General features: G+C 40.5%; 11 protein-coding genes. 4 read left to right on the top strand and 7 right to left on the bottom strand.

Features of this window, described 5'->3' with window-relative positions:
• Nucleotides 1–174: 174 nt before the first annotated feature.
• On the bottom strand, nucleotides 175–1,434 hold the full coding sequence (locus AC04NP_RS11165; protein ID WP_482859828.1) for a glycosyltransferase: 1,260 nt from the start codon (nucleotides 1,432–1,434) through the stop codon (nucleotides 175–177).
• A 21-nt stretch (nucleotides 1,435–1,455) separates the two neighbouring features.
• Between AC04NP_RS11165 and AC04NP_RS11160 the strand changes: the two genes are divergently transcribed.
• The 3 genes from AC04NP_RS11160 to AC04NP_RS11150 all read left to right on the top strand — a co-directional run bounded on the left by AC04NP_RS11160 (nucleotide 1,456) and on the right by AC04NP_RS11150 (nucleotide 7,266).
• The gene (locus tag AC04NP_RS11160) at nucleotides 1,456–2,403 is read left to right on the top strand and encodes a glycosyltransferase (protein ID WP_482859827.1); all 948 of its coding nucleotides are present in this window, start codon (nucleotides 1,456–1,458) and stop codon (nucleotides 2,401–2,403) included.
• On the top strand, nucleotides 2,400–3,623 hold the full coding sequence (locus tag AC04NP_RS11155) for a glycosyltransferase family protein (RefSeq protein WP_482859826.1): 1,224 nt from the start codon (nucleotides 2,400–2,402) through the stop codon (nucleotides 3,621–3,623). The genes AC04NP_RS11160 and AC04NP_RS11155 overlap by 4 nt, the downstream gene beginning before the upstream one ends.
• 193 nt (nucleotides 3,624–3,816) lie before the next feature.
• Nucleotides 3,817–7,266 carry a PKD domain-containing protein gene (locus AC04NP_RS11150; protein WP_482859825.1) on the top strand — a complete coding sequence of 1,150 codons (3,450 nt, stop codon included), beginning with the start codon at nucleotides 3,817–3,819 and terminating at the stop codon, nucleotides 7,264–7,266.
• A 312-nt stretch (nucleotides 7,267–7,578) separates the two neighbouring features.
• Here the strand turns inward: AC04NP_RS11150 and AC04NP_RS11145 are convergent, their stop codons facing one another.
• Both AC04NP_RS11145 and AC04NP_RS11140 read right to left on the bottom strand, forming a co-directional pair.
• Nucleotides 7,579–9,411: an ABC transporter ATP-binding protein gene (locus AC04NP_RS11145; protein ID WP_482859955.1), complete on the bottom strand. Its 1,833-nt coding sequence runs from the start codon at nucleotides 9,409–9,411 to the stop codon at nucleotides 7,579–7,581.
• Nucleotides 9,412–9,854: 443 nt separating this feature from the next.
• Nucleotides 9,855–10,895: a zinc-binding dehydrogenase gene (locus AC04NP_RS11140; RefSeq protein ID WP_482859824.1), complete on the bottom strand. Its 1,041-nt coding sequence runs from the start codon at nucleotides 10,893–10,895 to the stop codon at nucleotides 9,855–9,857.
• A 126-nt stretch (nucleotides 10,896–11,021) separates the two neighbouring features.
• Here AC04NP_RS11140 and AC04NP_RS11135 point away from each other — a divergent pair, with 126 nt between their 5' ends.
• On the top strand, nucleotides 11,022–11,933 hold the full coding sequence (locus tag AC04NP_RS11135) for a S66 peptidase family protein (RefSeq protein ID WP_482859823.1): 912 nt from the start codon (nucleotides 11,022–11,024) through the stop codon (nucleotides 11,931–11,933).
• A gap of 61 nt (nucleotides 11,934–11,994) precedes the next feature.
• Here the strand turns inward: AC04NP_RS11135 and chrA are convergent, their stop codons facing one another.
• From chrA to AC04NP_RS11115, 4 genes are all read right to left on the bottom strand, one after another.
• A complete protein-coding gene (chrA, locus tag AC04NP_RS11130) occupies nucleotides 11,995–13,170 on the bottom strand; it encodes a chromate efflux transporter (protein ID WP_482859822.1) in 1,176 nt (391 codons plus the stop codon).
• Nucleotides 13,171–13,195: 25 nt separating this feature from the next.
• On the bottom strand, nucleotides 13,196–14,167 hold the full coding sequence (locus tag AC04NP_RS11125) for an isopenicillin N synthase family dioxygenase (RefSeq protein ID WP_482859821.1): 972 nt from the start codon (nucleotides 14,165–14,167) through the stop codon (nucleotides 13,196–13,198).
• A 118-nt stretch (nucleotides 14,168–14,285) separates the two neighbouring features.
• A complete protein-coding gene (locus AC04NP_RS11120; RefSeq protein WP_482859820.1) occupies nucleotides 14,286–14,741 on the bottom strand; it encodes a DUF4399 domain-containing protein in 456 nt (151 codons plus the stop codon).
• Between the two features lie 73 nt (nucleotides 14,742–14,814).
• On the bottom strand, nucleotides 14,815–16,053 hold the full coding sequence (locus AC04NP_RS11115; protein ID WP_482859819.1) for a Na/Pi symporter: 1,239 nt from the start codon (nucleotides 16,051–16,053) through the stop codon (nucleotides 14,815–14,817).
• Between the last annotated feature and the right edge of the window lie 84 nt (nucleotides 16,054–16,137).

Below are 16,137 nucleotides of genomic sequence, written 5' to 3'. Positions count from 1 at the left end.
TGTCACCACGTTATCAGCTATTGCCCATTAACAACCTTAAAGCATTTTTTTGATATCTTAAAGTCTTTTTGGCTGAGATATTTCATTTATATAAAACATATGATTATAAGTTATTTGAGCGAAGACTACCGAATATCTCGGGTTTGGTCTACAGGTTATCCTTTCCATTAAATGCTAACCTGACAATTTTACAATATCATCTACAAAATCCTTATAGTTTAATTCCGCGTTGTAAAGTTTATTCCATACTTTACGAGCATAGACTCTCTTGTCCTCCATTTCTTGTGGTGACAGGTTGATAAAATTCAGAACCTTTTCTGCTAATTCTTCAATAGTGGGATTGGCACTGACCAAATAACCACTTTTATTACCAACTATTTCGGAATTGCCTCCAACATTGGTTGCTAAAACAGGTGTGCCCGCAGAAATGGCTTCCATAATAGATACAGGAATACCTTCATATTCACTCAAACTAATAAACAAGTCAAAATATTCATTACGATAAAGGTTTAAAACTTCTTCATTGGATAGTTGACCAAGAAAAGTTATTTTAATGTTTTGATATTTAATAGTTATTTCATCGCTTTCCTTTTTTATATCTTGATACAATGGACCACTTCCAATATGTGTCCAATTAATATTGATGCCTGTGGAACCTAATGAATATAAAAGCTTTACAATTAGATCGACCCTTTTAAGTGGAATCAAAGAAGAGCACGAGATAAATTTAAAGCTATCCAAACTACTTTTTTTGATATTTCCCTGCAAATCTTTACTACCTAGCCTTGACACAAAAAATTTTTCTTGAAAATTTTCTTGTAAAAGTCTTGAACAATATTGATATCCATGGTCTGAGATAAAATGGATGCTATCCAAATTTTGAAATATTAAAAACCTATGTGGAAGATAGTTTATTTTATTTCTAAAAAAATAAACGTCCCATCCATGCCCTCTTGTAATTACCCTTATCTCTGGATTTTTTCTTTTTAACAAGGCTAGACCAATTGCCATGTTGTTGCACCAATATGAATATCCCAAAGTATCTTGCAGGATTAATTTTTCTTTTTTAGTTATGCCTATTATAAAATTGCATAAATTTTGACCTTTTCTAAGTGAAGTCAATATAGTTGATAAAATTTGATAGGTTGGAAATATTTTATACCTGAAAATGATGATATGAAATTCTTTCCAGAACATACGGTTAAATAAATACTTTAGACTTGCAATCTTTTCAGATAGAGTTGGCAGATAAGAGAAATAGTATATTTGTAGATTATCTGGAATATCCCGGATTATCTTTGATGGTTTTGAGTTTGTAATAATGAAAATTTTATTGAATTTTTTTGATAGTATTGGTATTTCACTTTCGAGAAAGGTTTCATACGATCCATAAGGATAGCTTGCAGTTATCAGGAACAACGTCTTTCTATTCATGTAAATTTTTGATATAAAGCAATGAGTTTATCATTTTCAGTTTTGATGGCCAACTACAACAATGGCAAATATATAAAAGATGCAATAAACAGTATTTTAGCACAAACCTATAAAAATTGGGAGTTAATTATTGTAGATGATGCGTCTACGGATAATTCGGTTGAAATCGTTGAATCTATAGCTCGTTCTGATCATCGAGTAAAGCTATTTATAAATAGTAAAAACGGAAATTGTGGTTACACCAAACACAGAGCTGCCAAAATGGCCTCTGGTGACATACTAGGTTATTTGGACCCCGATGATACTTTAGAAATTAATGCCTTGGAAGAAATGAAGAATTGTCATGAAAGCAGGCCGGATATAGGATTGATTTACTCATCTCATTATATATGTGATGAGGACTTAAATATCAAGCGACTGGCTTATGCTGCCGAAAAGATACCGGAAAATGAAAACTATTTAACCTATGGAAAAGGAGTAACTCATTTCGCTACTTTTAAAAGAAAATGTTATCTGAAAACAACTGGAATCAATCCTTACTTTAAAAGAGCGGTGGATCAAGATTTGTATTATAAACTAGAAGAAGTTTGCACCTTATATTTTCTTAACAAACCACTTTACAAATATCGAATCCATGAAGGTGGCATCTCAACTTTAAAAAACCTTTCAAAATCAAGATACTGGTTCGTAAAAGCTAAACATGATGCCTATTTACGACGAAAAAGCCTAAAACACATTAAAAATATTAGCAAAAAAGAACTCAATGCTTGGTATAGTATTTTATATGTAAGCAAAGCTTCGGATTCTTTGAAAAGGAAGAATATCCTTAAGATGTTTTGTTGGATTATCTTATCCATTTTGAAAAGCCCCATTGATAAATATTTTATTTTAAAACTGAAGACACTGTTTCTAAATACCAGGTTTCATAAGCTTTACAAATCCGCAATTTCTAAAAGTTTTAAAGAATGACTAAAACAATATTTATTTTTGCATACTACAGCTACAAAGATCCAATTTTCCAAAGTGCCGTACTTCCCTATTTTGCAGGATTATCAAAATCCAATAATTTTAAGTTTGTTTTATTGACTTTTGAACAAAAAAGATTTCAACTTTCTAAAACGGAGGCTTCCAAAATAAGAAAAAGACTATTTGCACAAAATATATTGTGGTACAGAACTTATTGGCATTCAGGTAAATTTAAACTTGTGAAAAAATCCTTTGACTTTTTATGGGGGATAGCTTTTTCAGTATTCCTCGTTTTGCGGTATAATGCAAAAATTATTTACTCCGAGGGTTTTCCTGGTGCAATTATTGGGCATTTTTTAAGTACAATTACCTTCAAACCTCATATTGTGCATACTTTTGAACCGCATTCTGAGTACATGGTTGAGGCGGGTGTCTGGAATAAAGATTCTTGGGAGTATAAACTATCGAGAAAATATGAGTCAAAGGTTGCGGCAAATTGTGCAGTTATCTTGACCGCTACAAATAAAATGATAACTAAACTTGAAAATATTGGAATTAAAGGTGAAATATATAGAGTCCCTTCTTGTGTAGATACCAATATATTCAGATTTGATCCCCAATTAAGAGCCCAGATTAGAAGAAACCATAATATTAGAGACAATGAATGTGTTTTGACTTATCTGGGTAAATTTGGTGGGATGTATATGGAAACAGAATTATTTGATTTTTACAGAGTTTGTAAGGAAAATTCAAAAATAAAGTTTAAATTCTTTTTACTTACCAGTGAAGAAGAGTCTAAGTTGTTTGATTGGATACAGTCAAGGGATTTGATAAAAGAAGATTTTGTCATAAAGTTTGTTAAAAAAGAAGAAGTACCGGCATATCTATCGGCATCGGATTTTGGTGTTGTTGCCGTTAGGCAAAAGCCTAGTAAAGTCTATTGTTCCCCAATAAAGGATGGTGAATATTGGTCATGTGGGTTGCCAATAATAATACCAGAGGGAATTTCGGACGATTATCTTTTTGCCACTCAACACAAAATAGGGTTCACAATAAAAGATATGTCAAAAAATTCATTTTTAGCCACAGTGCATGAAATTGAAAATCTATTTCTTTCTCAAGAAAAACACAAAATTAGGGAGAGATGTAGAAATTTTATCATTAAGGATAGATCAGTCAAAAACTATCAACCTCTCTATAGCAAAATATTCAATAAAATTTAATAAATGTAAGTTATTTAAATTAATAGTAATAAGAAGATCGAAAATATTAAGCTAGCTTTACATAAAGAAAAACGTAGTGAAGATAGTGAGGTTTTTTGTTGGAGTGGTATTGCTATTACCCTATACAGTTTATTCTCAATGTCCAACAGTGGATTTTAACATTCAAACAAATGGATGTATAAATGAAAACATATTGATTGACAACTCGTCTTTTGGAGTCTCAGATTTTGAATGGGATTTTTGTCCGAATGACTTTGAGTCCTCACCCATAATAGGCAATACAGACGTTGCATCGGCGTCAGTGCCTCTAGGTTTTAAATTGGTATTTGATGGGGAAAATTGGTATGGGTTTATTACCAATAGAGGAACCAGCAAAATCTTTAGACTGGATTATGGAAATAATTTAGATAATTCCTTCCCTGAAGTTGTGGATTTAGGTAATCCTGGCGGCTTTTTGAATCAACCAGAAGCAATTGATATAATTAAAGTAGGAAACTTTTGGTATTGTCTAGTTACTAAAAATATTTCAAATCCTGGTAACGATCTTATTCTTTTGGAACTGGGAGAGAATATTGAAAATGATACCCCATCTGTCGTATCTCTTGGAAATTTCGGTATTAGCTCGAAGATCAGAGGTGTCAAAGCTGTTTATGATAGTGGAAATATCTACATAGTCCTTTCAACAGGTAGCAAAAATATAACTATTGTCAATTTTGGAAATTCATTTTATAATACAATTGGAAGTGGTCAGATTATTTCCACTAACAACCTAACTCACGCGAATGCAATTCTTGGGATAGATGTATTAAAAACTTGTGACAATTGGTATGTATTTGCTGCATCTTTTGACGCAAATCGAATTCACAAGCTCAAGTTTGGAAATGATTTGTTTACTCAACCTATTGAAGAAAGTAGTTTCACCTTTTCTGGTATACAAAACCCTTTTAGTGTAAAAGCAGCCCTGATCGGGAGTCAGTCGTATGTTTTGGTAGGTAACTTCAACGATCCTATGATTTTATTGAGATATGACGATATTAGTTCAACTGATACTCCGAATATATTATCACAAGCAACCCATAACATTCCAAGATTGACGGCATTAGATATAGGTTTTCAACGTGGCCGTTATTTTGTAGAAGGAATTCATTATATAGATCATATGCTAACTAAAATTGTTTATGATTCTGTTTGCGATGCTTCTATTACTTACCTAAAAAATGAAAACCCCGGGTCAATTTACTTTTCAAGTCAAGGAAGTTTTGATATAGTTTTAAAGGGTACAGATAATCCTGACAATAAAGCCATCAATTTCAGCAAAAAAACGGTTTCAATTACTAATCTCAGTTCACCTGAAATAGTATTTGATAGAAATGATAATCAATGTTTAACTGTTGTTAACTCATTTTCTTCAACCAATAATACTCCCTCCCAAACTGTTTTAAATTGGATCTGGGATTTTGGGGATGGATCACCGACCAAGACAGGCCAAAACGTATCCCATCAATATTTTAACTCCGGCATCTATAAAGTTGTCCTCCAAGCTGAATCAGCCAATACCTGTAATCAAACTACCTTTGAGAAAATTACAATTTTTGATGAACCAGTTCCGGATTTTACATTACCATTGGGTTTGAATTGTTCCAATCAGGGTCTTTTATTCACGAATACTACCCCTGGTGATTACGGCGATATCATCTCCTGGACCTGGGATTTCGGTGACGGGGAGAACTCCACAGAGGAAAACCCCGTTCATGCTTTTTCTTCAGCCGGAACCTATAATGTCAAATTAACCGGGGCCATTCCTAGCTGCGCCACAGAAACAACTATTTCAGTTGATGTGGTAGAAGGCCCTGCTGTTACCTACTCATTCGCCAACGATTGCTTCAATAATAGCATTACCTTCACCAACAATACCACTGGCACAGATATCACTGGCTACACCTGGAATTTTGGCGATGGAACAACTTCCAATCTGGTTAACCCTACCCATACTTACGCGGCTCCGGGGGACTATACAGTGGTGCTCACGGCTGACAATGCGTTGGGTTGCAGTGTAACCAATGGCCAAACCGTCACTGTATATGCCTTGCCAGAGGTAGCATTTATCAACGAACTGTCCTGTAGCAATGGCACGACACAATTTTTTGACCAAACTACCGCCGCTAATGCGAATATTACCAATTGGGCATGGGATTTTGGGGATGGCAATACTTCTACAGAAAAAGATCCGGCACATATATACCAAACCAGTGGCTCTTTTCTTGTCAGTTTAACTGCCACCACTAATTTTGGTTGTACTGCGACCCTGGAAAAGATGGTGGATGTAATCGCGGGGCCAACTGTTGACTTTGCTATCGATCAGGTTTGCCTGGGTGAAGAATCGCAGTTTGAAGACTTGTCAGAGACCATAGATGGCTCTGCCATCACCTCCCGGTTTTGGGAAATCGACGGTCAGGTATTTACAGAACAGAATCCCACTGCCACCTTTGCATTGCCTGGAACTTACCAGGCAAGTTTAACTGTAACTTCCTCAACTTTTTGCACAGCTATCATTACAAAAGATGTGGTGATTAACCCGTTGCCAGTAGCTGATTTTGGTGCTGAGAATGCTTGTGTTAATGATGCTGTCCGGTTTATAGATGAAAGTATTGTGACCGGCGATGCCATTGGTATTTACCAGTGGAATTTTAGCAATTTGGGTAATTCCTCAGATGCTAATCCTGTTTTTACCTTTGAGGCTACAGGAGATTACGTGGTGGGCTTAACCATTACAACTGAAGCTGGCTGTGTCAGTACAATTAGTAAAAGCATCTCTATTCTCGAGCGGCCTGAAGGAGCTTTTAACACTGACGTATCGCAAGGACCACCTCCATTGATGGTGAATTTTGAGAACAGTTCGATGGGAGCAGATAATTTTAACTGGGACTTTGGTAATGGAGAAAAAAGTGCTGTCACTAACCCGATTTTTACTTTCACGGACTTAGGGCTTTTTGAGGTAATAATGATAGCATCTACTGACGCCGGCTGTGCAGATACAGCAAGGCAAATAATTAACATCGTTGAGCCGATTATGGATGTGGCGATTGAGGGCATGACTACCTTATCTCAGGATGGCAAAACCCGGGTTTCTCTTGACATCAAAAATAATGGCAGCCTGTTTGTCGATAAAGCTGAGATCGCCTTAGAGATTGGCAGTGAGGCATCGGTAACCGAAATCCTGGAACAAACCATCGCCCCCGGTGAATTGGTGGTGTATCCATTAAACATTAGCATTACCAATCGTAACACCACCCCTTATCTTTGTGCCACCCTGGCGCTCCCGGAGTCAGCTTTTGCAGAGGCGAATCTGACAAACAATACTTATTGCATCAACTTGAATGAAAAATCAAACGTAATCGATCCATTTCCTAATCCCACGGATCGGCTGATAACGGTAGGGGTGGTTTTGGAAGAAAGCCAAAAAGTGAACATTTCTATGCACAACGCCATGGGTCAACCAGTCCTTGAACGGGAAATTCCTGAAGCGCCGGAAGGGCTCAATGAATTTCAGGTGGATGTAACCGGGATCGGTAATGGCATTTATTGGTTAAAACTGCAATATGGCAGCTCCGAGGAGGTTTTTAGGGTATTTGTGAGCAAGTAATCACCCATCATATTAGTTTGACTTAAAAACTTAACTTATTTCAGGTCTCAATTAAGAATTGAAACTTTGAAAGGGCAGATAAAAGCAGGATTATTAATTGCTTATTAAAACCTTCACGCTGAAAGTGAAATTAAGTTATCCTATTCTTCAGCATAAGTGGCCTATATTGGCCCATATAACCTGGTGGGCTATCTACTTGTTTGTCATGCAACAATACGAATAGGCTGTTGAAGAGATAGTTTTTTCCACCCGGGACTCCAAAAGTTACCTGGTGTTACCAGCAAGCAAAAGTATATCTATCCGTACTGTTGCTCATCTGTATCCTTCGGCCTGCAGATTAAAAAGCTCGGCATAGCGCCCGCCTCTGGTCAGGAGCTCCTCATGCGTGCCGATTTCCAGGCACTGGCCTTCGTCCAGGACCATGATGCGGTCGGCCATTCTGACGGTGGAGAAGCGGTGGGAGATGAGGACGGCGGTTTTTCCCCTGGTGAGCTCGGTAAACCTTTGGAATACTTCGTGTTCGGCGCGGGCGTCCAGGGCGGCGGTGGGTTCGTCGAGGATCAGTATCTGTGCATCGCGCATGTAAGCACGGCCCAGCGCTACTTTTTGCCATTCCCCTCCGGACAGTTCCACCCCATCGGCAAACCTGCGGCCGATCATTTGATCATATTTTTCAGGAAGCTTGTCGATCACCGTATCTGCCAGGCTTTGCTCGGCTGAATGTACTATTTTTGGTCGGTTGTCTTTTTCGTCGATCCTTCCTACGGCAATGTTATGGTTGGCGGTCATCTGGAATCGGACAAAATCCTGAAATATGACGCCGGTTTCACTTCTGAGGTCTTCCACATTGTATGCTTTTAAATCACGTCCATCCAGTAATATACGGCCTTCGGTAGGGTCGTAAAGTCTGGCCAGCAGTTTTACGACTGTAGTTTTACCGGCGCCATTTTCACCTACCAGGGCCAGTTTTTCTCCTTTTTTCAGGCTGAAATTAAGATTTCTGACAGCCCATTTGTCAGTGTTATGGTATTTGAATCCCACATTTTCAAAGACAAACCCCTCGCGGATGGGGTTCGGAAACTTTAGTGCCTGGCTGTTGGCTTTTATGTTGGGCTCGAGGTTGAAAAAATCGAAGAAATCCTGCAGGTACAGGGCATTTTCGGCGACGCCGGAGAAGCGGTTGAGTATGCTCTCGAACAAGGCGCGCAACCGGAAGAAAGAGCCGGACAAAAACGTCAGATCGCCAATGGTAATATTACCGTTGACCGTGTCCAGGATGATAAAGATATAAGCGGCATAGTATCCGGCACTACCCAGCATGGCAAAAAAACTGCCCCAACCGGCCCGGCGTAAAGACAGATTTTTGTTCAGGTTATAGAATCGGTCGGAGAGTACTTTGAACCGGTCGGTAAGAAACTTGGAGAGACCGAAAATCTTTACCTCTTTGGCAGTTTCGTCGCTGGCGCCGGTGTACCGGAGGTAATCGAGTTCCCGTCTTTCCGGGGTCCAGCTATAGACGAGCGAATAGCTGCGCTCGTTAAAGTGGGTCTCTCCTAAAAAGGCAGGAATAACGGCTATCATTAATAAAACGATGAGCCAGGGGTTGAAGGCTATTAAACCAGCAGCCAAAAATACCATTGTAATGGCGTCCTGCGCCTGGCCCAGCACCTGGGTCATTAGTATCGACCGGCTGATCGTCTGTCGCCTCGCCCGTTCGAGTTTGTCGTAAAAGTCAGAGTCTTCAAATTGGTTCAAATCCAGGTTGGCTGAATGCTGCATCAGGCGGATAGAGGATTTGTTGGCAAACAGGTCGCCGATCAGGCTGTCGAGCAAGGTAGTGCCCCTGTTGAGCATATCGGAAAAAATGGCCAGCAAAAACTCAATGCCTACCAGGGTGAAAAGGTAGATCAATGACTCCTCGGTTTCGGATTGCGATACCCGTATGACCTCGTCGATGATTAATTTGGCGATATAAAGCGTAACCAGGGGAATGGCCGCACGGATCACCCTCAACAGCAAATTGACTAATACCATTTTTGGATTGGTCTGCCAAATCAGCCGGAAAAATTCCGGAAGGTTTTTAAGGGCCTTGAATCGTTCCCGGAACGAGAGTGGTGGTTTTCCTCCGCTTCTGGCAGGCTCCATGGAAGCCCTGAATTTAAATAATCTTTTCCAAATCGACATGGCGTCCCGTCAAATCCTATTTTATATGAAATCTAATGAAAAATGAGGGAATAATTTAGGATCAACAGGTTAATTGATAATGCTGTGGCTTAAAGAAGTTCCTGTTGACTCCAAAAAAAGCCGGATTCGAGGCTAAAAAACTATTATCTGGTTCAGGTTTTGACGGAAGCCTGAAGTAGCTGAAGTATTTTTCATCACACACAAGTTGAAAACCTGCCGTATTTTAGGGACTGTCCAATAAGTACTATATTTCGGCTTGTACATATTTTATTTGCTTTAATGACCAGTACACCCCCCTGTCCCCCCGAGGGAGGATTCAAGTAACGCTAAACCAACTAAAATTCGCCATTTCTTGACCAGATCAAACTTATTGGACAGTTCCGGATGGAGCCAGGAAAAAACTTTTAATCCACTGTGCGGACAACCACCTTGCCAACGGTTTTTCCACTTTGAAATAACCGGACGGCCTGAGGTAAATCGTCCAATGAAAAACTGTGCCCCACCAATGGTGGATCCAGGCGCAGTTCCATCAGGTCGCCGACTACGCGCTTGAATAAGTCATATTTTTCATATAACCATATCAGGTTAAAACCCATCACCGACTTGTTATCCTCGATCAGCTTCTGAGGGTCTACTTTGGGTCGCGTAAGATACTTGTATACCAGCCTAACAAAATCGGGCCGGTTCCCTGACTGCGCGTACCTGGCAGAACCATACACGATGATACGGCCTGTTTTACAAAGTGCCTGATAGCTGTCCTTAAAAAATCTTCCTCCTACACATTCCAACACCAGCGTCAGCTCCCTGGAGTCGAGGGCTTCGGCCAGATTATTTTTGAAGTTTTTGTCTCTGACGATAATTCGGTCATAACCGGCCTTTTCCAGGATGGGTATTTTTGATTTGTGGCCAATACTTCCAATGGTAAAAGCATCGAATTTTTTAGCAATTTGATGAGCCAGTAAACCCACGCCCCCGGCTGCGCTTTGGATGAGTACGGTCTGATGTTTTTTTAGGTGGCCTAATTCGATCAGCGCGTAGTAAGCTGTCAGGGCCTGTACGGGAAAGGCCGCACCTTCCTCGAAAGTCCAGTTTGCCGGCAATGGCACGATATATTTGTGATCGATGTTTAAACGATTTGTATACCCGCCGAATTTAGTTACTCCCATCACCTTGTCACCAATTTGACACGTCCCTGCATTCTGACCGGTTTCAACTATTTCACCGGCATATTCCAACCCGGGAACAAAGCTACCTTCAGGGGTGGCACTATACAATCCGAACATCGCAAAAATATCTGCAAAATTTAATCCGATAGCCCTGACCGCGACCTGTACCTCACCCTCCCGGGGAGGGGCGAGCGATTCTTTGGTCAGCACCAGGTTTTTAAGGTTGCCAGCTTTGGATATCCTCCACGCTTTTCTGTCAACAGGTTGGCTTGAGTGCATATGGTTGCTTATATTATAAAAATAAACTGTTGGTTAAATTTGATTAATATTCATTCAATTAAAAAATCTATTTGTTGTATTTCGGTTTATCTTTTACGAAATATTTATGAACTTAGGGATTGATTTATGATAACACCGTCACCGTTACAAAGAGGTCAGAAAGTAGCTATTGTGGCACCTGCCAAAAGCATTGGTGAAAACGACGTTGATAAGGCCATAGAGATTTTCGAGGCCTGGGGCCTGGAGGTGGTTCTGGGGCGACATCTTTTTTCAACTTTCCATCAGTATGCGGGCAGGGATGGTCAGCGGGCGGCAGATTTACAACGAGCCATAAATGATCCGGAAATCAAGGCAATTTTTTGTGTGAGAGGGGGCTATGGAACAGCCAGGATGATGGATCGAATTGATTTCAATCCATTAAGACGATCGCCTAAATGGGTGGTAGGGTTCAGCGACGTGACTGTCATGTTAAGTCAGTTGCATAATCTGGGCATGGAAAGCGTACACGGTATTATGCCCGGATTGTTTGCTCGCAATGGTACGGAAGGTGCTATCGAAAGCCTTAGAAAGATTTTGTTTGGGGAAGCAGACACTTATTTTATCAACCCGCACCCTCTCAACCGGCCTGGCATAGCCAGGGGAAAGCTGATAGGAGGAAATCTTTCTATATTGTGCCATTCAATAGGTACAGAGTCAGACCTGGTGACTGATGAGGCTATTCTTTTCATTGAAGATGTGGATGAATATTTGTACCGGCTCGACCGTATGATGGTACAGATGAAAAGATCCGGCAAGCTTGAAAATCTGGCAGGTTTAATTGTGGGCCATTTTACGGACATGAAGGACGAGAAGGAGGTGGCTTTTGGAAAAAATGCCTGCGAAATCATTATGGAGCATGTGAGCGAATACGGATATCCCGTTTGCTGTGGCTTCCCCGCAGGTCATCATGTCAACAACCTTGCCTTGCCTATTTCCAGGCATTGTGCCCTCAATGTGGATAAATTTGGTGGTATTCTGACTTTTGGACAAAAAAATTGAATGGTGGATATATGGGTCATACTTTTCACCCTGAAACCCGAAACCCGGCAACCCGTCATACCTAAAAGGCAAAACCAGCGGCTAACCCCGCGATGATGATGAAAGGAGCCGGAATTTTTGTGAACATTAACAAGCCAAACGTACCGACAACCACACCCAGGTTAATCAGGTTAAGATCGATGGGTTTGAATAGCAAAAACGCGGCGGCGATAACCATACCTGAGCTTACAGCGTTAATGCCTTCCAGTGACGCTTTTACAATGCGGTATTTCTTAAGGTTTTCCCAAAACCGGATGATAAAGAATATTAAAAAGGTGCCGGGCAGAAAAATTCCCGCTGCGGAAGTAAGACCACCCAGTATCTGAGTGCCGAAACCGGTTCCCTTCATAGAAATAGAACCCACAAAAGCACTGAAGGAAAAGACCGGACCGGGCAAAGCCTGCATCAATGCATAACCTGTGAGGAATTCCTGATCAGTGAGGTAACCTTTTAAAGTGGTGAATTCCGTGTAAAGGAGGGGAATTAATACTTGTCCTCCACCAAAAATGAGACTTCCGTTCCTGTAAAAATTTTCAAACAACAAAATTATCTTAGACTGGGTAATGGCCCCCAGACCGGCGGCAAAAATAAAAACACCACCCCAGAGGAAGAAATTCCTCCAGTCTATCACGAGCTTTTGCTTTTCTTCAATATCATGCCTTTTGAATTTGAAGGCGGTGATTGCACCACCTAGTAACAGGATGGCAGGAAACACAAAAGGAGAACTGGCCAGGTAAGAAACAATTGAAGAAGCCACCATCAACAAAACGCCCGTTACGGTATTGACTACTTTGGTGGAAATTTTGTAAGCCGCATAGGCCACGAATCCAATAGCCATAGGCTGGATAAACTTGGCAAACTCAATTGAAATGTTGTTTTCCTGCAAATAGGAAATACCAATGCCTGCCACAATCATCATAGTGACGGCTGGCAGCATCCAGGTAAGCAGGGTCAGATAGGCCAGATTGGGGCCTCCTATTTTAAAACCAATGGCCGTGATGGTTTGGGTTGAAGTAGGGCCTGGCAGGATCTGGCAAAGGGCAATCAATTCGATTAACTCCTTTTCATCCAGATACCGCCTTTTGGTGACCATCAGGTCAAACAACATGGCTATATGTGCCTGTGGCCCTCCAAAAGCACTGACGGCAAGAACTAAAACATCCTTTAAATATAAATAGTACCTGACTCTTTTAATCAAATCAGTGAATGATTAGCCGTTTAGATTATTTTTTCAATCCGATTTCAGCCAGCCTTTCATGTAAAAATTCACCTGCAGTCATATCCGTGTATTTTTTTGGATGCTCATCGTCTATGCAGGATTCAAGGCAGGTCAAATTCATCTCCGACCTTGGATGCATAAAAAATGGAATAGAAAACCTGGAGGTTTTCATTAATTCTTTTGGTGGATTTACTACTCTATGAATGGTTGACTTCAATTTGTCGTTGGTTAACCTGGCCATCATGTCACCTACGTTTACTACCAGTTGATCTGGCAATGCTGTAATGGGGATCCACTTTCCATCCCTTCTTAAAACCTGCAATCCATCGGCACTGGCTCCCATGAGTAAAGTAATGAGGTTAATGTCGCCATGCTCTGCGGCTCTTACTGCGTCTTCGGGTACTGCGTCCAGGTTTTCTATGGGGAAGTAATGTATGGGACGCAATATGCTGTTGCCATTGTGCACTTTGTCTTCAAAATAGTGCTCCTCCAGGTTCAAATACAGTGCGATGGCTCTTAATATCTGTTTGCCGGTATTTTCCAGCGTTTTATAGGCTTCCATGCCAACTTCCTCCATTTCAGACAGTTCCCCGGGCCAGATATTATCAGGATATTCAGCCTTGATCGGGTCGCCATCCACTACCTCCTGCCCAATGTGAAAAAATTCTTTTAAATCACCTGTTGTTCTGCCTTTGGCATGTTCTTTTCCTTTGCCAATATAACCCCTCTGTCCGAAAAGCTCCGAAAGCTCGTATTTTTGCTTGATTTCATCTGGCAGGGAAAAAAACTTTTTTACAATGGCATATAACTGTGAAGTCAGGGTGTCAGATAAGCCATGATTTTTAATCGCTACAAATCCGATATTGTTGTAAGCCTCACCCAAAGCAGCCACAAAGCTTTTTTTCTTTTCCACGTCACCCCCTGTGAAGTCTGCCAAATCCAAAGATGGAACCTCATCATATAATATTTCAGACATCAGCGTTAGGTTTTAAGGTTAAACTAGGCTAACTGAAAATACAATATTTTTAAATCAGATCAAATCAATGACTAAAATTATCACATTTTATCATACGGGTTTATGATTCGGATCACGGTTATTCAGCCACCACTATTTCGATAGTGCGGCTCATAGATTCCCCGTAAGAAACGTGTACGCCATCGGCAAACTGCATGGTAATGGTGTGGTTACCTGGTGCCAGTTCAAGTTCTACTTCTGTTTGTCCTTTTCCATAATGGATGTGCGTTGAATCAGCCGGTACAACTTTTCCCTTTTCTATATAACTTCCGTTGATGATCAGGTGGTGGTGGCCTTTTCCTTCATTAATCTGTCCGGCCGGCTCTACCTCCATGCCCCTTACACCCATCGTAATTTTAACAGGGGAGGAAACCGTATCCCCATTTTTTGGCAATATGAAAAATACTTCCGGCGCTACTTTGCTTTCGGCAGTTTCCGGAACTTTCTCAGTTTCTGCTGCCGTCTCATTTGTAGTTTTCGAAGTGCAGGCACTGGTTACAACAATTATTATGATATAAAATAATATTTTTTTCATGGTAGATGAATTTAGTTTTGTACCCGCAAGATATAACGAATAAAACAATTTTGATTGAAATCGAGGCAATAAATTAATGAGAAAAAGGAGGGATTCCGGCAGGAAAACTATCCTGCGTGGAGGGTGGGGGAGCTGCGTCCCGCTCTGCCTTTTGTTGTTCAATAGTTTTTATTGGTTTTTCACTGATGCTGTATTTGTTAAAGGAGATAAGTGTAAAAGGTATTAAGAAGAATAACAAAATGATGTAGGCGAAACCCACATACCGGTGTTGTTGTACTTTCCTGCTAAAGTATCTGGCCAGCGTTACGGGTACCTCTTTGATGACAGGAAGTATCAAAAACAGGAGAATGCCAGCCAGATTGAACACAAAATGTATCATAGCTATGCTGATGGCCGCTTCATTGTGAAACAGCGCAGCCAGAAAAGCTGTTACGGTCGTTCCCAAATTGGCGCCTACGATATAAGGGAAACAATTTCTTAAAGAAATTTTCCGGTTGGCTACGAGGGGAACAATCAGGGAGGTGGTAATGGAACTGGACTGGACGGCCGATGTGAGTATCAGCCCAAATGAGAAGGATTGAAACCTGTTCTTAAAAAAGTAATTTTGAAAATTCTTTTTGGATGTTCCGATAAGCTGGCGGTAAATAATCCAGGATAGAAATTTGATGGAAATAAAAAGCAATATAAATGAAAGTATTACCGGCAATATCCTGTTGTTAAACAGAAAAACAAACTTTTCGCTCAGCCATGTTAAATCATCAATGAATGACAAATTGACAGTATCGAAAAAACTTGTTTCGACAATGGAAATGCTTCTTCCGATTTCAGAGGCAAAAAAAGTTAAGAACCCATAGAACAATTCCAGCGGCAAGAATATAATGGTTAGCAGTATGTTGAGAAAATCGTGAATGACACCGGCTGAAATGGCCCTCCGGAAGGCCCTTTTACTGGTGACAAAGCTCAGGGCCACCAGGCTGGAAGTAAGTGTGGTGCCCACGTTGGCCCCCATGATCATGGGAACAGCGTTTTCCAAACTCAAAGATCCGGTGGCCACGACAGTGACAATCATGGAAGTACTGGTGGAACTGCTTTGAATAATGGCGGTGATGAGCAGGCCGATAAACAAAGCGATAAAAGGGTTTGACGTTGTGTAAAGGATCGATTCAATACTTTCCTTACCGAGACTTTTGAAAGCTGTACTGATCAGGCTGATGGCAAAAAAGAAGAACAACAAAGATATACTGACCAGCAAAATCTGCCAGAGATAGATAAGTAGTTTACTCCTTTTAATATTTTTCAGCGTTATTTGCATCAGATAACGGACGGCTACATACGATTTGCCGGATTTAAAATTTTAGCGCGACAAGACGCGATTAACATTAAATATATTTTTAAC

The organism is Agaribacillus sp. DX54, assembly GCF_056858335.1.
This window is presented reverse-complemented; position numbering and strand designations above follow the sequence as displayed.